A 20585-nucleotide genomic window follows, 5' to 3' on the forward strand; every position below is an offset into this window, starting at 1 on the left:
AGGGCCGCTTCGCATGAAAAGATTTCTGGCAACAGTACTTTTATCTCTTGGCCTTGGTGCTACGGGGATGTATGCGCAAATCAGCCTGCACTACGTCGATGCCGCCCAGGCCCGTGTTCTGCTTTCGCAGGAAGATGCCACCACCCGCCAGTGGAGCCGTTTCGACTACGAAGCCCGGCTGGGCAAAAAAGGTGGAACCCGGCAGGAACTGATACACTTCATTGCCGACCAGGCACGCGACTGGAGTGAACTGGACAAGCAGCGGATGCAGGAAGCGGCCGACACGCTGAACAGCCACATCAAAGCCTTGAACCTGTCACTGACTCTTCCGCAGGAAATCAGAATCCTGAAAACCACGATGGCCGAAGAAGGCGGTGCAGGAGGATATACACGTATGGACTACATCGTAGTGGAAGAGCAGATAGCCCGCATGAAGCCCCAGCAGGCAAGTTATCTGCTGGCGCACGAACTGTTTCATGTGCTGACTCGCAACAATCCGGATTTCCGTGAGAAGATGTACAAGCTCATCGGCTTCAACATTGTGCCAGAGGAATTTGAAGTACCGGCCGATTTGCGCGACGTAATCATCACCAACCCCGATGTCAACCGCTTCGACAGTTACGCCCGCTTTCGCATCAAGGGGGAAGAACGCCCCTGTGCGATGCTGATATATGCCAACAAGCCCTACGAAGGAGGCAGCTTCTTCAATTATCTGACAATCGGCCTGATGCCGCTGAAAGACGGGAAAGCAGAACAGAAAGACGGGAAAACGGTGATATACGGAATAAAGGATGCAGAGAATTTCTTTGAACAGGTAGGAAGGAATACCAACTACATCATCAATCCCGAAGAAATACTGGCCGAAAACTTTGCCTTCCTGCTGACCCGCAAGCCTGTCACCGGAACTCCCGAACTGATTGAAAAGATGCGGCAGGCTTTGCAGCCACAAAGATAACCGGTGGGGATTGGTTTTAATAAACGGACATAATATCGCACATCATGGAAATCGTATTACTGATTATAGGACTGGGCGTGGGGACAGGTATCGGGATGCTGGTTGCAGGGCGTAAAGCCACCGCACTGAAAGCGCAGCTTGAAGCCGCACAGCAACGTGAAGACTTGCTGAACCGTACGACCAACGAACGCATCGAACGAGAGAAAGCAGTTGCCGAGGAGCGGCTGAAAGCCATCGGGCAGCAGAGCACCGAACGACTGGCCGCACAAGAAAAACAGTTTGGTGAACGCCTGGCCGAGCAGGAGCGGCTGTTTGCCAACCGCCTGGCCGAACAGGAACGGCTGTTCAATGAACAGAACAGCAGCCGCGAACAGCAATTCGCCGAACGACTGGCCGAACAACGGCAGCAACTGGAAAAGCGCCTGGCCGAACAGCGCGAAGAGGCCGAAGCCCTGCACCGCCGCATGAACACTGAGTTCGAAGCACTGTCCAACCGTATCTTCCAAAACAAGGCCGACGACTTCAAGCGCCTCAATGCCGAACACATCGGCAATCTGCTCCGCCCCTTGGGTGAAAATCTCAAAGACTTCCGCGAAAAGGTAGAACAGGTATACAACACCGAAGCCAAGGAACGCTTCTCACTGGGCGAACGCATCAAGGACCTTGTGGAACTGAACAACCGCCTGAGCGAAGAGGCTAACAACCTGACCCGTGCCCTGAAGGGCGACTCGAAAATGCAGGGTAACTGGGGCGAAGTCATTCTGGAACGCCTGCTCCAGGCATCGGGCCTCATCGAAGGCGAACATTACGTCCGCCAGGAGTTTCTGCGCGACGAGCGGGGTGAAGCACTGACCAACGAAGAAAGCGGTCAGCGCATGCAGCCCGACATCATCGTCCGCTATCCTGACGACCGTGAAATGATTATCGACTCCAAAGTCTCCCTATCGGCCTACGCCGCCTATACCGCCGCCGAGGACAAGGAAGAGCAGGCCCGCTGCCTGAAGGCACATCTGCAGTCCGTCCGGGCTCACATCGACGAACTGAGCCGCAAGGACTACTCGCACTACGACGTCAAGGCGCCCGACTTCGTCATGATGTTCATCCCTACCGAAGGAGCTTATCTGCTGGCCGTACAGAGCGACGCCAACCTGTGGGAATATGCCTACAACAAGAAGGTTGTTCTGATGAGCCCCACCAACCTCATCAGTGCCCTGCGCCTCTCGCTCGACCTGTGGAAACGCGAGAATCAGGTAAAGAACGTGCAGGCCATCATCAAGCGGGGCACGTCACTCTACGAAAAGATTGCCGGCTTTACCGACACGTTCCTCACCCTGGGCGACCGTCTGGGCAGCCTTCAGAAGGACTACGACAAGGCATTGAACCAGTTGTCGGACGGAGCGGGCAGCGTGGTCCGCCAGGCCGAACAGCTGCGTGGCATGAGCCTGACACCCAAGAAGCGCATATCGCCCCGACTTCTGCCGGCCGGAGAAGAGGAAGAAAAGACAGAAGAAACATCCGAACTGAACCAAACAACAACAAAAGAATAAGGCAATGAAGACATTGAAAGACCGCATCCTTCGCGACGGACGCTGCTTCCCCGGAGGAATCCTGAAAGTAGACAACTTCATCAACCATCAGATGGACCCCATCCTGATGAAAAGTATCGGCGTGGAATTCGTACGCCGTTTCGCATCAACCCAAATCAACAAAGTCATCACGGTAGAGGCCAGCGGAATTGCTCCGGCCATCATGGTAGGATATCTGCTCGAACTCCCCGTGGTCTTTGCCAAGAAGAAAAAGCCCAGTACGATGGAGAACATGCTGGCCACCTCGGTCTTCTCCTTCACCAAGCAGCGCACGTATGATGTCTGTGTCAGCCGCGATTTCCTCTGCCCGGGCGACAAGGTGCTGTTCATCGACGACTTCCTGGCCAACGGAAATGCAGCCAAAGGTATCATCGAACTGGTGAAACAGGCCGGCGCCGAACTGGTCGGTATGGGCTTCATCATTGAAAAGGCCTTCCAGCACGGAGGCGACGAACTGCGTGCGGCAGGCATCCACGTAGAGAGCCTGGCTATCATAGAAAGTCTGGACAACTGCGAAATCAAGATCAGATAAACCTTTTTTCATCATCAAAGGCGCGGAGCGCACGGACTGCTTGCCTGAAAGCGACCGTACCATCCGCGCCTCTCACATTTTCTCTATATGGAAGAACAACCACAAACGACGCCGAAGAACGGCCTCATCTATGGTCTGAACGACCGCCCACCTTTCCGCGAAGCTTTCTTCGCCGCGCTGCAACATCTGCTGGCCATCTTCGTAGCCATCATCACACCGCCGCTCATCATCTCGGGTGCACTGAAACTTGATACTGAAACAACGGGCTATCTGGTATCCATGGCCCTCATCGCCTCGGGCATCGCCACCTTCGTGCAATGCCGCCGCTTCGGCTTTATCGGAACGGGACTGCTGTGCATCCAGGGTACCAGCTTCTCGTTCATCGGCCCCATCATTGCTGCGGGTACCACGGGCGGGCTGGCACTGGTCTTCGGATCTTGCATGGCGGCCGCTTCGGTAGAAATGATTATCAGCCGCCTGCTGAAGTACACACGGAAGATTATCACCCCGCTCGTGTCGGGCATCGTAGTGACCCTCATCGGTATGAGCCTCATCAAGGTGGGCATCACGGCTTGTGGAGGCGGTGCGGCAGCCCAAGCCGACGGAACATTCGGCAGTCTGCGCTACGTAGGTCTGGCAGCTCTGGTACTGGTACTTATTCTGATTTTCAACCGCAGCAGTAACCGGTACCTGCGCATGAGCTCCATCGTCATCGGCCTGGCTACGGGCTACGTCGTGGCGTGGCTGATGGGCATGATTGACTTCGGTTCGGTACAGAGTTTCGGCGGTGTCACCGTCCCCCATCCCTTCCGCTTCGGACTGGATATCAGCCTGTCTGCCGTACTGGCCCTGGCACTGATTTTTGTCATCACGGCTATCGAGGCGTACGGTGATATCACAGCCAACTCCATGATTTCGGGTGAGCCTGTCGAGGGCGAGGTCTTCATCCGACGGGCGTCGGGCGGCATCTTTGCCGACGGTTTCAACTCCATGATTTCGGGCATGCTCTGTGCCTTCCCCAATTCAGTGTTTGCACAAAACAACGGCATGATACAACTGACTGGTGTGGCCAGCCGCTACGTGGGCTACTACATAGCAGGTATGCTTGTTGTGCTGGGGCTGTTCCCCGCTGTAGGACTGGTATTCTCGCTGATGCCCGAACCGGTATTGGGAGGTGCTACGTTGCTGATGTTCGGCACGGTGGCAGCAGCAGGTATCCGCATCATCGCCGCACAGGAGATGAACCGTAAAGCCACACTGGTCATTGCCGTCAGCTTCTCGCTGGGGCTGAGCGTTGAACTGGTGCCCGAAATTCTGTGCCAGCTGCCCGAAACACTGCGCAACATTTTCGCATCGGGCATCACTACGGGCGGCCTGACTGCCATCGTAGCGAATGCGCTGATACGAATCAAGGAATAGACGAACAAACCTTACTTAAATCAACTTCAGATCTTTAGCTATCCTGCAAGCCTCGATAGAATTCTTCACTTGCAGGTTAGCCAAGATTTCTTGTCTGTGACGACTGACCGTATTTATACTGATAGAAAGCAGTCTGGCTATTTCCTTACTCGTCAAACCTTTGTCTATCATAGTCAATATCTGCCTTTCCCTGGCAGACAATATCTTCTTGCTATTTTGTTTTTCCAGTTCTGTGACATGTCCCGTAACAGAATTGACTATCATGCACTGTGAAGGAAGTTCAATGGTCAGAGGACCGTACAGGCACAATGCCAGCCAAAGGCTGTCACTGGAAGGAAGCAGAACATAAAACATCCGATGCAACACAGACAGATAACTTCCCGTGCAGCTCATCATTCGTATCTTGCTGGCCAGATAATAATCGGAACGTTTTCTTTTGGGCTGCCGTTTCATGAAATGATAGAAACAAAGTTCCTGCCAGTGCTTGTTCTCCAAATCATCCTGATGCATAAGCCCGAAAAGTTCTTTTTCCCAAATGGAAGAAACTTTATCCTCCCGCTTCCTTCCTCCTCTTTCAAGCATTTGCGAGAAGCCACCATAATAGATATAGCTGGATCGGGTACGCAAGTCACTCAATACAGCAATCACATTCTCCATCCGAGCATAGTTACAGGCAATGTCCTTGTATCTGACCAGCATTTCATCATAGGGCTGGTCTCCTGTAAAGTCTTGCATGGAGAATTCTTTGTTCAATATATCCACAGTATCCATCTGTCCGAAAAAGAATGGTTATTATTAATCATTGCAGATTCGTTTACAACGATTTACCTTTGCAAAGGTAAAAAAAAGAATAGTTATTCACGGTAAACGGAAAAGATTACATAAAAAATTATATGAATATGAAGAAGTCAATGTTGTTAAGCGGATGTATGATTGCCGCTTCATGTGTCTGCATGGCACAATCATTGGAAAAGATGCAATGGTTCAACGAACCGGAACAGTGGGAAATCAAAAACAACACGCTCCTGATGGATGTCACACCACAAACTGACTATTGGCGGATATCCCATTATGGATTTACCGTAGATGATGCCCCTTTCCTGTATGCGTTGCGCGGAGGAGAGTTTGAAGTCAAGGTGAAAATATCGGGTGATTATCAGGCCCGTTTCGACCAGGCAGGACTGATGCTGCGTATCGATCATGAGAATTATATCAAGGCCGGTATCGAGTTTGTGGACGGGAAATACAATCTGAGTACGGTTGTAACCCATCATAAGAGTGACTGGAGCATCATTCCGCTGGAAAAACCTGTACCCTTTATCTGGATTAAGGCGATCAGAAGGCTGGATGCCGTAGAAATTTTCTATTCCTTCGACGACAAAGAATATACCATGATGCGAAATGCCTGGTTACAGGACAATCATCCCGTCATGGTAGGTATCATGGGAGCCAGCCCCGACGGAAATGGATTCAGCGCACGATTTGAAGATTTTTCCATCAAGCACCTACCCGACCAGCGCCGGGCTGAATGGCTGAAGAAGAACACTTCAAACCAATAACGGACCGTCTTATAAAAGTCCTGTCATACTGCCTTCTCGGACGAAGACTGCATAATCTTTATTCACCCGTAAGGGCGGCCTGACAGGACTTATCCATATCTGAAACCTACTTCCTAAATCCTTTCCTCAACTCTTCCTTCACATCCTGCACTACACCCATCGGGATGTCCTTGTCCACCTTCAGCGAGATGGTCATATCGGACATGCCGGAACGGAAGACCTTCATTTCTTTCCGAAGTTCGTCCAAGGAGAAATTCGTCAGTGTCTTGCTTTGGCCGGAAGCCAGCAGCGTCACTTCCAGCGGTAGTTTCTCCGCAGCGTCTACCACTATTTTCTTATATTCCTTCGGCTCTGCAAACGTAACGAGGATGGGGAACGCCTTGTCCAAAGCGGCTTCATCTGCCGTACCCAGCTCGGCAGCGACTTCCCGACGAAGCTGCTGATAGACTTCCTTCACCGTACGCAGATAGAGGCGCATGGCTTCGGTAGTCGTCCCGCGGTCGTAGCGTATCTGCAAATCGGAACGGAACGGCTGTCCCAACTGTTTTGCCTGTTGATAATCTTTCCGCAAGGCGTCGGCCAGATGCTTGCGGATAAAGTCGGCACAATCAGTCTTTGTCCCTTGCCGGTCTATCATAATCTGATTTCTCATGTTGACAAAGAGCGTGTGTGCCGCCTCTCCCAGGGCAGGAGCTACGGTACCTCCACCCTCTCTGAACTTCCGCGCGAAATATTGCTCCAACAGTTCACGCTCGTCCTGACGGACGGTGTTCTGCAAGGGTTCGCAGACTTGCGGCTTCACCACCTGTTCCACCGCGTTCTTCACTTCGGGCCGGGCAAACGCATAGAGCGTCCCCGACACCACCGGCACGAAGAGCAACAGCTTCAGTCGTGCCAGTCGGTTGGTTCTTTTCTTTAACATCATATTGATACGTTGTTTTAGCTTGCTGTGTCCAAAGCCGCTGGCCATAGAGTAGAGCCTTGTGCCGACGGATTTCTTCACGAGCAAAAGTTGATATTGAGTGGCATCGATGCCATGAGAAAGTACGCCGCTGTCTGCTTCGAACTCGTGCACTTCGCGCAGTTCGCGCATCAGCAGCCAGGCGGCAGGGTTGAACCAGTGGAGCACAATCAGCAGTTCCATCCACAGCAGGTCGGCCGTGTGGCAGTAGTGCAGGTGCATCCGCTCGTGCAGCAGCACCGTTTCGCGGTTCTGCTCATAGTCTTCCTGCGAGAGGACGACGGTCCGCCCCCAACTGAAGGATTGCTGTCCGCGCGGACCGATAACCAGCCGGTAGCCGCCACACTCCCTGACGGGACAACGGCGCACCAACTGCCGCATACGCCCATGCGATAGCAGAAAGAAACCCAGCGTCAGCAGCGCCCCACCTGCATAGAGAGCCGCCAGCAGGTACAACCCGCTGTACGACGTTTCCGACCGCGGCGTCTTTGTCAACCCATCGGTCTCTGCAAGGCGCATCGAGTCCGCATCTGTTTCGGACAACGTATCTTCTGCCGAGGCTTCCTCCGCCGAAGGTTTCGTCAATGCGGCTTCTACCGCCACCAGGGGGCGTTGCCACAGGCTTTCCTGCGGTACGTCTACCTGCACCAAAGGCAGCAACAGGCAGACTGCCGTGCCGCCCAACAGCAGAAAGCGGTTGGTGCGAAACAGCGTATCGCCCCTGAAGCACAGCCGGAAGAGCAGATAAAGCATCGCCAGGCAGAGCGTGGACTTGAACAGATAGAACAGAAAGGCACCCATATCCCTGTCAGGCTTGGCGTTTGTTTTCAATCCGCGCTATCAGCTCCTTCAGCTCGTCGAGCGGCATGCCCTCCTCTTCTACAAAGGCGGAGACAACGTTGGCAAAGGAATTGTCGTAGTAATGAGCCACGACCTCGTTCAGCGCCGAACGCTTGTAGTCCTTCGCCGACACCAGCGGATAATACTGGTAGGTATTTCCGTAGGCCTTATAGCCCACGAATCCCTTCTCTTCCAACCCGCGCACCAGCGTGGACACGGTATTGTAGTGGGGCTTCGGCTCTTCATAGAAAGCCAGCAACTCGCGGACAAACATGGGGCCATGCTCCCAAAACATCCGCATGATTTCTTCTTCTTTTACGGTCAGTCGTTTCATAATCATTTCGCTTTATCGGCATTGTGTACTGCAAATATAGTCATTATTTCCATACAAACAACTAATTATATTAGTTATTCAACTAATAAAAGCAGTAGATTAACTAAAGTTAGCAGTAGAAGTACAGGAAACGATTTGTCAAATTGACACTTTGTCTATCGAAACGCGCGAGAATCGCTTATTTCAAGCCCAAGAGACGGCCGATGGAAAAGAACGGAGAAAGGAGGCCCTTAGTCGCTATCAATCAACTTGATAGCAAAATATTGACATTTGAAATAGAAGAAAAAACAGAGAAAAAAGCCGCCCGAAATGCCTTTATACACCCAATCCGGACAAGAAATGCACAAAAAGAAGACAAAAGATACACGGAAAACCGACAAAACATACACGCTTTTGACGAAGAACATCCAATGTTATACCGAAGAAAACAGGATGTAAACGACCGGAAAAAGCATTGTTTTCCGCCTGGAAAGGCTATTTTCGCCCTCCTTTCCTCCTATTTGGACAGAAACGACCGACGGTGTGGGATACAAAAAATGCGGAAACGGCGTCATTAAGACACCCTTTCCGCATGAATCGAATCGATTTGTCAGATCTGTAAAACCCGTTCAGGCAGGCATTCTCAAGCCTCCTGCGGCTGATAGCTGCGCAAGGCCAACTTCTTGACCCACAACACAAAGAAGCCTGTGAGCACCAGGTTGAGCACAATGGTAAGCACCGAAACAAGCAATGCCGGACCACCCAGATTGTAACCCAAGGCTATGAAGATGACACCCGCCCCCACTTCGCCGCGGGTAAACATGCCGATGGACAAAGCCAGACGCTCGCTGAACTTGCGGTCGCGATAGAAAAAGACGGGAAACAGCTTCCCGATATTGGACAAGAACGAAACAGCCAACACATGCAATGCTATCACGCCCCACGACATCATCTCCTGTGAACCCGTAACAGAATGCCCGCCTGCCGAAGCCTCGGCAAAGTCGACACCCAGAAAACGAGGCATGCCCACACCCACCAGAAACATGAAGAGGAAGGAAATGCCTGTAGCCGCCCGCCGCTCGGCAGGTGAGTCGTGTTCGCGATGCTTCATCACCATGCCCAGCACGAAAGCCGGAAGCAGCACCTCCACATGGATGCTTCCCTCCTCGCCATAGAAATGTTTACTCAGCAGATAGACGCCCAGCGTAGCGGCAAACACCAGCACAGAATAGCAGAGGATGGCCTTCCAGTCCTGCCGCCAGTCGTAGCGGCCCATCTGCTTCCACCCGAAGGACAAAAGCAGCATCACAATCAGTACAATGGCCAGCAGCTGCCACTTCAGCCCAATCATCATAATCTGCAAGGGAATCATCAGCAGAATGGTGTCCAGGTCGTCGAAAATAGCCAACACCTGTATCTTCTTGTACATCCAGCTCTGCTTCAGCCCGATGGCCGCCAGCATGGTGAAGAGAATGCCCGCTGACGTGGGTGCGGCAAAACGGCTCAGCAGCAGATTTTCTTTCCACGCCTCCCAGCTGCCCCAATAGACAGAGGGGAGCAGAACAAACACATAGTAAAGCGCAATCAGGAACCAAGGCATGGCAGCGGTGGCCATGGCAATGAAGTAGTCTTTGGCATACGTCCGCCAGCGCGACTTGTCGACTTCGAACTCGCGCCCCACATTAATCATAATGAAACCGAGGCAGACGTAAAGCAACACATTGGACACGGTCTTCACCGCGTCATAACTTCCTCCCGCCCACAGGGGGAGATACTGGCTGACCAGCAGCCCGGCCATCAGGAAGGCCGAAAACGATAGAACTTTTCTCACTTATATATAAAGCATTAAAGAGGAGGACACCAAGACAGTCCTATGGAAAGAGAGCATCCTCCCCCGGGTTAATCAGATTTATCAATCCAGCTTGAGCACAGCCAGGAAAGCTTTTTGCGGCACTTCCACGTTACCAATCTGCTTCATGCGCTTCTTGCCGCGCTTCTGCTTCTCGAGCAGCTTGCGTTTACGGCTCACGTCGCCACCATAACACTTGGCCGTCACGTCCTTGCGCACAGCCTTGATGGTTTCGCGGGCGATGATCTTGGCACCGATAGCCGCTTGAATGGCTATTTCGAACTGCTGGCGCGGGATGAGTTCCTTCAGCTTCTCGCACATGCGGCGACCCAGTTCGTAAGCATTGTCGAAGTGCGTCAGCGTGGACAGGGCATCTACCGGCTCGCCATTGAGCAGGATATCCAGCTTCACCAGCTTGGACGGACGGAAGCCGTTGGGATGATAGTCGAACGAGGCGTATCCCTTGGAGATACTCTTCAGCTTGTCGTAGAAGTCAATGACGATTTCGCCCAACGGCATGTCGTAATATATTTCCACACGATTGCCCGAAATATACTCCTGCTTCACCAGTTCGCCGCGCTTGCCAAGGCAAAGGGTCATGATTGGTCCGATGTAGTCGGTGGTCGTGATGACCGATGCACGGATGTAGGGCTCTTCAATGTGGTCTATCATCGTAATGTCGGGCATGCTGCCGGGGTTGTGTACCTCCATGACATGTCCCTGCTTGTCGTATACATTATAAGATACGTTGGGCACGGTTGTAATGACGTTCATGTCGAACTCACGGTCCAGACGCTCCTGAACAATCTCCATGTGGAGCAGACCGAGGAAGCCGCAACGGAAGCCGAAGCCCAAAGCCAGCGACGATTCGGGCTGGAAGGTCAGCGACGCGTCGTTCAGCTGGAGTTTCTCCAACGAAGAACGCAGGTCCTCGAAGTCTTCCGCCTCGATGGGATAGACGCCAGCAAACACCATCGGCTTCACTTCCTCGAAGCCTGCGATGGCCTTGTCGCACGGACGGGCAATGTGCGTGATGGTATCGCCCACCTTCACCTCGCGCGAAGTCTTGATACCGGAGATGATGTAACCCACATCACCCGTACGCAACTCGTCGCGGGGCACCATGTCCATCTTCAACACGCCTACCTCGTCGGCATCATACTCCTTACCGGTATTGAAGAACTTCACCTTGTCACCCTTGCGGATGATACCGTTCTCTATTTTGAAATAGGCGATAATGCCACGGAAAGAATTGAAAACCGAGTCGAAAATCAGCGCCTGCAACGGAGCATTTTCGTCGCCTTCGGGATGGGGAATGCGTTCGATAACGGCTGCCAGAATCTCTTCCACACCCATACCCGTCTTGCCCGAAGCACGGATAATCTCCTCGCGCTTGCAACCGAGCAGTTCGATGATTTCATCCTCCACCTCGTCGGGCATGGCACTGGCCATGTCGCATTTGTTGATGACAGGAATAATCTCCAGGTCGTGCTCGATGGCCATATAGAGGTTCGAAATGGTCTGTGCCTGTACACCCTGCGAAGCATCGACAATGAGCAACGCACCCTCGCAGGCAGCGATGGAGCGCGACACTTCGTACGAGAAGTCCACGTGTCCCGGCGTGTCAATCAGGTTCAGGATATACTTCTCCCCCTTGTACACATATTCCATCTGGATGGCATGACTCTTGATGGTGATACCTCTTTCCTTCTCCAAATCCATGTCGTCCAGCATTTGTCCTTCGGTCACTTGTATGGTGTTGGTAAATTCCAGCAGGCGGTCTGCCAGTGTAGATTTCCCGTGGTCAATGTGGGCTATGATACAAAAGTTACGTATATTCTTCATCGATGACTAATTAAAATCTAAATAAAAGCGGTGCAAAGATAGCGAAAGGTGAGCGGAGAACAAAATATTGAAACTTGTTTCGGATATTTTTTATCCCGAACCTCATCCTGTCGTTCTGCCAGCACTAGCCTATCGCCTTTATTTTACCCGCATACACAGGGTATTTTTCCTTATAAGCCTGAACGGAAACTTCAGGTACATATATTGACTCAACATACTCATAGGCTGGCAAGGCACGATCCAATGCAGGTGGAACTATACTCTGAAAAGTAATAACGCTGACATTTCCTCCGTCCAGTCCGTCATAACCGATTTTAACAACCCGTTCGGGTACCGTCACTGCCGTCAATCTGTTGCAACCGATAAAAGTCCATCCCTTCAGTTCCACTAGGCTCGACGGCAATTCTATGTTCTCCAACATCGTACAATTTTCAAAACAGCCCACTTCCATAACACCACTCTGCCCATTCCACTTTCCACCAGACCGCACATCCTTCAAACGAAAACAGTTATAAAAGGCACGTTCTCCCAACCGATTCAACCTATTGGACAACTGTACCTTTTCCAATCCCGAATCTCTGAACGCTTCCATGCCAATCCGAACAACTGCCTCCGGCAAAACCAAGGTTCGTAAACTCTTCGTATCCAAGAACACCTGATCATCAATCTGCTGCAAGCTCTCGGGCAAAAGCAATTCAGTCAAGCCTGCCCCCCAAAATGCAGCATCTGGAATTTGTATGAGTGACGTACGGCTCAGATCCGCTTTCAACAATCGGATGCAATCTTCAAATGCATGTTCACCCATCTCCTTCAACGTTGGAGGAAAACTGACTTCTTCAATGCTACTATTATAAAAAGCAAATGCTCCGATTTTCTCCAAGCCTTCATTCAATTTTACCCAGCGGATATTCGATTCGGCGAAACAACGATCGGCAATTTCTTTTATTTCACTGGGCAATACCACTTCATCTGCCTTTCCCTGATACCGAATCAAAACGCCATTGTCTATCAGGAAATCCGAATCAGTATTTTCACTGGCATTCAACAACTCGGCCACAATTGAAAACTTCCGGGTCTCACCCGCTTTAACTGTTCCGCCCGCACTCCAATATTGATAATTCGACGGGGAAACAGATTGGATGAAAACAAAATAAATCTCTGCCGTAGACGTTCCTACAAACCAGGTCCTTCTATCCAACTTTATCCCGGCCTCGCCTTTTTTATCCGTTCGCAGTTTCAACAAAGGAGCAACTGTCGCATCCGACTGGAACATTTCATATAGCTCCGAAGTATAAACACCTACCTCCGCATCTGATACAGGAGTCCCCGAAGCATCTGTTATACACACACGTACAGCTGCATCTGTCTCTATCGTACGATTACTGTTTTTCTCACAAGCGGTCAATACACCGACCAATACTCCTAACAAACAAAATCCTATTACCCAATTTTTCATATAAAACTAATTTTCACACAATAATAAATCGCCGGCAAAGGTAGAGTGAAAACGGTTCGTATACCACATTTCAAGATGTACATTTAGGAGTAGTATCAAACTGTCTTCCAGACAAATACGAAAACGATTGATGTACATCGAAATAAAAAAAATGCGTTGGTAAAGGTTTTCCCCACCAACGCATTCTTTTTATAGTCAGATAAATGATTCTTCTTAGTTCAGCTTCACAAACAATTCACCTTCCACCTCAGAAGTAGAGATTTTGTCTTCTCTCAGCAGCCAACCAAGACCCAGATAAAGGTCCTTGTCAACCAGCTTTGTTGCTTTCTTGATCTGTTTAGCAGTCAAGCCTTGAGTTTCATTCAGTGCGTTCCAAATTTTTCCTGCTGTTTCACCAGCTTTTTCTTTCAACATTTTCATTCAAATTTTAGTTAGACATGCCATAAAATCGAATCCTCTCTGATGATTTCAGATTTTATTTTGTGTGCAAAGATAGTTATTTTTATGTTATATAGCACATTATTAGTCTTTTTTCTCCCAATAATGTAAGAAAAAAGGGAATTTATTTCATCGAGTTACACTTTAGTAACGTAAAATACCACTTTGGAGATGTAAGATATTGCATCAGAAGCCCCAATAAAAACACAAATACCAGTATAACACCTACAACATACTCTGAAAATTTTAATAACTTTGTTACAAGCAATTTTATTTGAAAAATCCGTTTTTTAGTAGTGAAACCGACATGACACAGCCCAAATTCATCATTACCCAGGACGGATATTTCCGCCTGGGAATGGTTTATCAGCACAAAGACCTGCTACTGGCAGGTGATCAATGCATAGGAGGAGGCTACTATCGCTTCGACTATGTATCAAATCGTATTATTCTCGACAGAAGCTCGTACGACTTCGGCAAACCGAAATGGTACCTGCTGAACACGCTAAAGGTACCATCGGTCTATCGAAACCTACGCATTGTCTATCTATATGACGACGGTTATCACGATGATTTCAATGTTAGCGATGAACTAAGAATAGAGTATTACGACTGACAGATAATTCCTTTGTATTATCAGATGTTGTTCTTTTTCTCCAAGTGTTCTACCCAAATGCGAGCCGCCTCTTCGACCATGTGGGCACAGGGACGCTTGGCATAATATTGTTTAGTACGTTCATCGGGAACACTCGTAATTTCAGGCTTCTTCAACCCCAGAAGCTCGGCACAAATCAACGAACCATTGCGTTTTCGGAATTCTTCGGCCAACTGCTGTACAAGGGCATAATTGGCGGCCTTACTTTCACGGTCTTTGCCCTCGACGGCACACTTCTCCAGACCGGCCAACATGAACAGGCCACAGGCAGCACCACAGGTCATACGCATACGACCGATACCTCCACCAAAAGAGGCAGCCATGTGAAGGGCCTGCTCTTCGGTAAATCCATATTGGTCGGCAAAGGCCGTCACTACCGACTGGGCGCAGTTGAAACCACTCTTGAAAAGGGCGACGGCCTTTTCTATTCTCTTTTCATTTTCTTCCATATCGTTCTCTAATAAATTCATCTTTTTATAATAATTCCGATACTATCAGCCAAATGTTGAGTACGGTGACCACGGAGGCTATAAAATAGAGTACCCCACTACTCCATCGGCTGTTGGCATATTTCCCCATAACACGTACAGAAGACGTTAACCCAACCTGAAGGAATACCGTAAACGGCAACTGAAGACTCAACACCATCTGCGATATCAGCAATCCCTTAAAAGGATCTCCGATAAAAAATATCAGCAAAAGGGCCACACCCAACGAAAGCACAACGCCGACCTGCGAATGGCTGTCCTTGATGTGATAGGACTCACCAAACATTCCGGCAAAAATAGAACCGGCCGCCATACCGCTGGTGATGGTGGACGAAATGCCGGCCATAAGCAAAGCCAAGGCAAAGATGATGGCAGCATTATTGCCCAGCAAAGGCTCGAGCAACGACTTGGCCTGCTGAAGTTCGTCTACGGGAACGCCTGCCTGAAAGAAGGTAGAGGCAGCCAACAGAATCATGGCACTATTGATGGCCCAACCGACTACCATGGAAAACAGGGTATCGAACAGTTCGTACTTCAAGACACGGCGGATAGAGGAATCGTCCTGCTTGTTGTATTCGTGGCTCTGGATGACTTCGGAATGCAGAAACAGATTGTGGGGCATGACTACGGCACCCAATACACTCATGACAATGAGCATGCTACCCTGGGGTAACGAAGGCGTAACCCACGAAGCGGCTGCCAACGGCCAGTCGATCTTCACCAGGAACAGTTCGTAAATGAACGAAAGTCCAATGACGGATACAAAAGCTATGATGGCGCGCTCTATCTTCTTATAGGAATTGGTGAAAAGCATCAGCAACACAAAGACGGTGGTAAGCAAGGCTCCCCACGGAATGGGGATGCCGAACAGCATCTGCAAAGCGATGGCACCACCCAGGATTTCGGCCAGCGAGGTGGAAATGGAAGCCAAGACTGCCGTTGCCAATATGGGCTTTGAGACCCAGGCAGGGGTGTACTTGGTAGCGGCTTCGGAAAGACAGAGACCGGTAACGATGCCTAGATGGGCTACATTGTGCTGCAGGATGATGAGCATTACGGTAGACAAGGTCACCACCCACAAAAGGGCATAACCAAACTCCGACCCGGCAGCAAAGTTGGAAGCCCAATTACCGGGATCGATAAAGCCGACCGTTACCAACATACCTGGCCCAATATACTTGAATACATCGAGCCCACCCAAATATCGTTTATGGTCTTTCCGCTTGAGATCTTTCAGAATATTCTTCATATACCTTTGATGTAGTGAGTGACAAAAATACAAAATATTGTAATAAAAAAAGCCGGAAGGATAATTTCCAACCGGCTTTTATATGATAAACAAGAACTAAAGGTATATTGTTCAATATCCCATTTCATGAAGGGCCTGACAAAGCTGATCGGGGCATGACGTGGGACGCATGCCACAACGGATACCCTCCAAACGGGCAATGACTTCTTTGACAGGCATACCTTTCACTAACCGGCAGATGCCTTGCAGATTGCCGTTACAACCGCTCCAGAACTCGATGTCCTTAATGATACCGTCTTCCACCTGGAGGTTGATATCGGTACTGCACGTACCTTTCGTCTTGTAATGGTAGGTCACTGCAGCCATTATTCTTCTTCCGGCTTCATGTTGGTATAAACCGTCTGTACATCGTCGAACTCTTCGAGACGCTCGATCATCTTGTTGATGGTTTCGCGATGTTCGGGCTCGATGTCCTTCAGGTCATTGGGAATATAGGTGAAGTCGCCGCCGACATCTTCGAAACCGCACTCTTCGAGGTGTTTCTGGATAGCAGCATAGCTCTTCGGATCACCGTAGATGGTGATGGTACCTTCTTCTTCGTCTTCTTCGTAGTCTTCGTCTACATCGAAGTCGATCATGTCGAGGATGAATTCTTCCATGTCCATGCCGTCTTTCTTCTTGAACGTGAACACGCACTTGTGGTCGAAGAGGAAAGCCAGCGAACCCATTGTACCAAGGTTGCCGCCAAACTTGTTGAATACCGAACGGACATCGGCAACGGTACGGGTGGGATTGTCGGTCAGCGTATCTACAAATACTGCAATGCCGTGAGGGCCGTAGCCTTCGTATGTCATGCCCTTGTAATCGCTCTGGTCCTTACCCATTGCGTTCTTGATGGCACGCTCGATATTGTCCTTCGGCATGTTCTCGCGCTTACAGGTGGCGATAACCGAACGCAGTGTAGGGTTGTTTTCGGGTTCCGGACCGCCTGCCTTTACGGCAATGGCGATTTGTTTGCCCAGACGTGTAAATGTTTTGGCCATGTGGCCCCATCTTTTCAGCTTGGTAGCTTTTCTATATTCAAACGCTCTTCCCATGGGAGTAATGTTTTTATTTTGATTTTAAATGATTCGTTCAATTGGTTTTATCTCAGTTTGGCATCCAGCTTGTTCTGCAAGTTGGCGATGAGCTTCTGCATAATCTTGTCGATCTGCTTCTCGTTGAGCGTGGCGTTTTCGTCCTGCAACAGGAAGCTGACAGCATAACTCTTCTTGCCGGCTTCGAGGTTCTTGCCTTCGTACACATCGAACAGCTCAACGGATTTCAAGAGCTTCTTCTCGGTTTCATAAGCAATCTTCTCGATTTCGGCAAACTGGATTTTCTTGTCGAGCAGCAGAGCCAGGTCGCGTTTCACAGCCGGAAACTTGGAGATTTCCGTATAGCTGACCTTGATGTTCTTGATGGCCTTCATCAGCTCGTTCCAGTTGAGGTCGGCGTAAAAGACTTCGTTTTCGATGTCGAAAGCTTTCAGAATCTTACGCGTCACAACGCCGAACGTAGCCAGACGTTTTCCGCCACGTGTGTTCACTGACAGGGCGGCAGCATAGATATCATCAGTCAGGTTGCCGACAACGAGGTCGTGCATGTGCAGACCTACACGGGCCAAGATATTCTCCACATAGGCCTTGAGTTCGTATACCGAACTGTCTTCGTCGGCATGTGCCCACGAGTTGGACACCTTCTTACCGGTAAGCCACAAGCCCAGGTGATATTCTTCCGAATAGGCGGCAAGAGGCTTCTCGTCGTTCTTCTTTTCGGCATTGAAATGGTAGCAGTTACCAAATTCGAAGAACTTCAGGTCGGCGTTCTTACGGTTGGCATTGCGCACGATGCTCTCCAGACCACCGAAAAGGAGCGTCTGGCGCATGGCGTTCAGATCGGCACTCAACGGATTCATCAGCATAACCAGATTGGCCGCGGGGCAAGACTCCAGTCCGTCGTAATAGGCGGCACGCGTCAACGAGTTGTTCAGAATCTCGTTGAAGCCGGCACCTACCAGCTGTTCGGCAATGAGGTTCTGAATCTTGTTCGACTTGTCGCACTCGCCCTTTGTGGTCAGGCTGGACTTCAAGGTCGCAGGAATCTCAACATTATTATATCCGTAAATACGGAGGATATCTTCGATGACATCGCAATCGCGCTGCACGTCTACCCGATAGGGAGGTACGTCGAGCGTCAGTCCTTCGGAGGTTTCATTCACAATCTTCATCTCCAGGCTCTTCACGATGCTCTTGATAGTTTCTACAGGGATGGTCTTACCGATGAGTGAATGCACCTTTTCGTAAGAAAGCTCCACGCGGAAGTCGGCCACAGGACCTGCACACACATCCTTAATCTCGGATGAAATGGTACCTCCGGCCAGTTCCTTCACCATCAGGGCAGCCAACTTCAGGCAGTAGATGACACTGTTGGGGTCAATGCCACGCTCGAAACGGAAGGAAGCATCAGTGCTCAGTCCATGGCGACGGGCCGTCTTACGCACCCACGTGGGATGGAAATAGGCACTCTCAAGGAATACATCCTTGGTAGCTTCAGTAGAACCAGAGTTCAGACCGCCGAACACACCGGCGATACACATGGCTTCTTCGCGGTTACAAATCATCAGGTCGCGTTCGCTCAGCTTACGCTCCACGCCGTCCAATGTCACAAAAGGTGTGCCTTCGGGCATAGTCTTCACGATAACCTCTCCCCCTTTGATAGTGTCGGCATCGAAGCAGTGCAACGGCTGGCCGAAAGCATGGACGATATAGTTGGTAATATCGACTACATTATTAATAGGACGCAGACCGATGGTACGGAGTTTGTCCTGCAACCAGGCGGGACTTTCTTTGACCGTAACCCCTTTGACTGTAACGCCGGCATAATGAGGACAGGCCTCGGCGTTCTCGACCGTCACGTTGATGTCCAAATCGTGGTTTTCGACGGCAAAAGCATCTACCGACGGACGCTTCAGGGTAGCTGTACGTCCGTTCTGAACCAACCAGGCATAGAGATCGCGAGCCACACCGTAATGCGAGCAAGCATCGGCACGGTTGGGCGTAATGTCCACCTCGAGCACGTAATCACTCTTCACCTGATAGTAATCCTTGGCCAGCGTACCGGGAACTACATCGGCGGGCAGCACAATGATACCGGCATGGTCGGTACCGATGCCTATCTCGTCTTCCGCGCAAATCATTCCATTGGATTCCACTCCGCGAAGCTTTGATTTCTTGATGGTAAAGCACTGTTCTCCATCATAGAGCTTGGTGCCCAGTGTGGCAACTACCACTTTCTGTCCGGCAGCCACATTGGGTGCGCCGCACACAATCTGTACAGGATCGCCCGAACCGAGGTTGACGGTAGTGACGTGCATGTGGTCTGAATTAGGATGAGGAACGCATGTCAGCACTTCGCCAATCACCAGACCTTCCAGTCCGCCCTTGATGGTCTGCACCTCTTCCACACCGCCTGTTTCCAGTCCGATGGAGGTGAGCGCGGCAGCCACTTCGTCCGGCGTCAAGTCGAAATCGACATACTCTTTCAACCAATTATAAGAGATATTCATATCGTAATGTTTTTATTGTTTCCAAAAGTGACCTGCAAAGTTAATAAGATTTTTTATTTCGTCGGGAATTATCGCCGAAGAAAATACGCAAAAAGCCTTTCAGTGAATCAAGAACGTGACGACAGGCATTCGATAAGGAGTTTCTGCAAAGCTGACTCCAAGCGCCGACGAGCCTCCTCCATCAACACTTCATGTCCCAGTTCCTTTTGTAGGGAAGTGACACCTTTATCTACAAATCCACATGGATGAATATAACTGAAATAGCATAAATCGGTATTCACATTAAAAGCCAAGCCATGCATGGTGACGTAATGGCTGCTCCTCACCCCAATGGCACAAATCTTGCGGGCACGCGGCGTGTCGCCTTCCAGCCAGACGCCTGTAGCCTTCTCCACCCCTCCTGCCTCTATGCCATAGGAAGCACAGACGTTGATAACCGCTTCTTCGAGCAGATGAACGTATTCCTTCAGGCCGAGGCCGAAATCTTCCAGATTCAGAATGGGATAACACACCTGCTGACCAGGGCCGTGATAAGTGATGTCCCCGCCCCGATCTATATGATAATAGGTGGCACCGATACGCTGGAGCTGCTCTTCGCTCAAAAGCATGTTATGCTCCTTACCGCTACGCCCCAATGTGTAGACATGCGGATGTTCGCAGAAGATTATGCGGTTCGTATACTCGCGGCCACTTTGCTTGGCCTGCACCAATGCCTCAAAAAATTCCGCCTGCTTTTTCCAGGCCTGCTCATAGGAGATGACTCCCCAATTTTCCACCATTGTTTTCATGCCCGCAAAGGTAAAAGATTTCGGGAAAAACCTTATCTTTGCCCC

The 20585-nt window shown here is 50.3% G+C and carries 20 protein-coding genes; 7 read left to right on the forward strand and 13 right to left on the reverse strand.

Annotated features, from left to right (window positions below; translation table 11 throughout):
* Window positions 1-13: 13 nt before the first annotated feature.
* The 4 genes from RDO88_RS04985 (at window position 14) to RDO88_RS05000 (ending at window position 4492) form a co-directional block, all read left to right on the forward strand.
* A complete protein-coding gene (locus tag RDO88_RS04985) occupies window positions 14-955 on the forward strand; it encodes a hypothetical protein (protein ID WP_307758322.1) in 942 nt (313 codons plus the stop codon).
* A gap of 44 nt (window positions 956-999) precedes the next feature.
* The gene (gene rmuC, locus RDO88_RS04990; RefSeq protein ID WP_307758323.1) at window positions 1000-2502 is read left to right on the forward strand and encodes a DNA recombination protein RmuC; all 1503 of its coding nucleotides are present in this window, start codon (window positions 1000-1002) and stop codon (window positions 2500-2502) included.
* A 4-nt stretch (window positions 2503-2506) separates the two neighbouring features.
* Entirely contained in the window at window positions 2507-3073 is a 567-nt protein-coding gene (gene xpt, locus RDO88_RS04995) for a xanthine phosphoribosyltransferase (protein WP_021847664.1), read from the forward strand.
* 87 nt (window positions 3074-3160) lie between these two features.
* Window positions 3161-4492 (forward strand): solute carrier family 23 protein, encoded by a 1332-nt coding sequence (locus RDO88_RS05000; RefSeq protein ID WP_307758324.1) that lies wholly within the window; start codon window positions 3161-3163, stop codon window positions 4490-4492.
* 15 nt (window positions 4493-4507) lie between these two features.
* Here the strand turns inward: RDO88_RS05000 and RDO88_RS05005 are convergent, their stop codons facing one another.
* Window positions 4508-5263 carry a response regulator transcription factor gene (locus RDO88_RS05005; protein WP_075316799.1) on the reverse strand — a complete coding sequence of 252 codons (756 nt, stop codon included), beginning with the start codon at window positions 5261-5263 and terminating at the stop codon, window positions 4508-4510.
* A gap of 128 nt (window positions 5264-5391) precedes the next feature.
* On the opposite strand from RDO88_RS05005, the gene RDO88_RS05010 reads away from it, so the two are divergent.
* Window positions 5392-6051 carry a DUF1349 domain-containing protein gene (locus RDO88_RS05010; protein ID WP_307758325.1) on the forward strand — a complete coding sequence of 220 codons (660 nt, stop codon included), beginning with the start codon at window positions 5392-5394 and terminating at the stop codon, window positions 6049-6051.
* 106 nt (window positions 6052-6157) lie between these two features.
* Here the strand turns inward: RDO88_RS05010 and RDO88_RS05015 are convergent, their stop codons facing one another.
* Entirely contained in the window at window positions 6158-7843 is a 1686-nt protein-coding gene (locus RDO88_RS05015; protein WP_307758326.1) for a M56 family metallopeptidase, read from the reverse strand.
* Complete coding sequence (locus RDO88_RS05020; RefSeq protein ID WP_307758327.1) at window positions 7821-8186, reverse strand: BlaI/MecI/CopY family transcriptional regulator; 366 nt, start codon at window positions 8184-8186, stop codon at window positions 7821-7823. Before RDO88_RS05020 ends, RDO88_RS05015 begins: the two co-directional genes overlap by 23 nt.
* Window positions 8187-8389: 203 nt before the next feature.
* On the opposite strand from RDO88_RS05020, the gene RDO88_RS05025 reads away from it, so the two are divergent.
* Window positions 8390-8743 (forward strand): hypothetical protein, encoded by a 354-nt coding sequence (locus RDO88_RS05025; protein WP_307758328.1) that lies wholly within the window; start codon window positions 8390-8392, stop codon window positions 8741-8743.
* A gap of 65 nt (window positions 8744-8808) precedes the next feature.
* Here the strand turns inward: RDO88_RS05025 and RDO88_RS05030 are convergent, their stop codons facing one another.
* From RDO88_RS05030 to RDO88_RS05045, 4 genes are all read right to left on the reverse strand, one after another.
* The gene (locus RDO88_RS05030; RefSeq protein ID WP_307758329.1) at window positions 8809-9996 is read right to left on the reverse strand and encodes a sodium:proton antiporter; all 1188 of its coding nucleotides are present in this window, start codon (window positions 9994-9996) and stop codon (window positions 8809-8811) included.
* Window positions 9997-10077: 81 nt separating this feature from the next.
* A complete protein-coding gene (gene lepA / locus RDO88_RS05035) occupies window positions 10078-11859 on the reverse strand; it encodes a translation elongation factor 4 (RefSeq protein ID WP_307758330.1) in 1782 nt (593 codons plus the stop codon).
* Window positions 11860-11983: 124 nt separating this feature from the next.
* Complete coding sequence (locus tag RDO88_RS05040; RefSeq protein ID WP_307758331.1) at window positions 11984-13315, reverse strand: leucine-rich repeat protein; 1332 nt, start codon at window positions 13313-13315, stop codon at window positions 11984-11986.
* A 213-nt stretch (window positions 13316-13528) separates the two neighbouring features.
* A complete protein-coding gene (locus RDO88_RS05045) occupies window positions 13529-13729 on the reverse strand; it encodes a winged helix-turn-helix domain-containing protein (RefSeq protein WP_307758350.1) in 201 nt (66 codons plus the stop codon).
* Window positions 13730-14060: 331 nt separating this feature from the next.
* Here RDO88_RS05045 and RDO88_RS05050 point away from each other — a divergent pair, with 331 nt between their 5' ends.
* A complete protein-coding gene (locus RDO88_RS05050) occupies window positions 14061-14369 on the forward strand; it encodes a hypothetical protein (protein WP_307758332.1) in 309 nt (102 codons plus the stop codon).
* A gap of 20 nt (window positions 14370-14389) precedes the next feature.
* On the opposite strand, the gene RDO88_RS05055 is transcribed toward RDO88_RS05050, so the two are convergent.
* From RDO88_RS05055 to lipB, 6 genes are all read right to left on the reverse strand, one after another.
* The gene (locus tag RDO88_RS05055) at window positions 14390-14878 is read right to left on the reverse strand and encodes a C-GCAxxG-C-C family (seleno)protein (protein ID WP_307758333.1); all 489 of its coding nucleotides are present in this window, start codon (window positions 14876-14878) and stop codon (window positions 14390-14392) included.
* Window positions 14879-14882: 4 nt separating this feature from the next.
* Window positions 14883-16145, reverse strand: a complete 1263-nt coding sequence (locus tag RDO88_RS05060; protein ID WP_307758334.1) for an Nramp family divalent metal transporter — start codon at window positions 16143-16145, stop codon at window positions 14883-14885.
* 111 nt (window positions 16146-16256) lie between these two features.
* A complete protein-coding gene (locus RDO88_RS05065; protein ID WP_307758351.1) occupies window positions 16257-16502 on the reverse strand; it encodes a TIGR03905 family TSCPD domain-containing protein in 246 nt (81 codons plus the stop codon).
* Window positions 16503-16510: 8 nt separating this feature from the next.
* Window positions 16511-17242, reverse strand: coding sequence for a YebC/PmpR family DNA-binding transcriptional regulator (locus tag RDO88_RS05070; protein ID WP_021847676.1), 732 nt, complete (start codon window positions 17240-17242; stop codon window positions 16511-16513).
* 47 nt (window positions 17243-17289) lie between these two features.
* On the reverse strand, window positions 17290-19752 hold the full coding sequence (pheT, locus tag RDO88_RS05075) for a phenylalanine--tRNA ligase subunit beta (RefSeq protein ID WP_307758335.1): 2463 nt from the start codon (window positions 19750-19752) through the stop codon (window positions 17290-17292).
* A 107-nt stretch (window positions 19753-19859) separates the two neighbouring features.
* A complete protein-coding gene (gene lipB / locus RDO88_RS05080) occupies window positions 19860-20540 on the reverse strand; it encodes a lipoyl(octanoyl) transferase LipB (protein WP_307758336.1) in 681 nt (226 codons plus the stop codon).
* Between the last annotated feature and the right edge of the window lie 45 nt (window positions 20541-20585).

The sequence above is a fragment of the uncultured Mediterranea sp. genome (assembly GCF_902493215.1).
GTDB lineage: Bacteria > Bacteroidota > Bacteroidia > Bacteroidales > Bacteroidaceae > Bacteroides.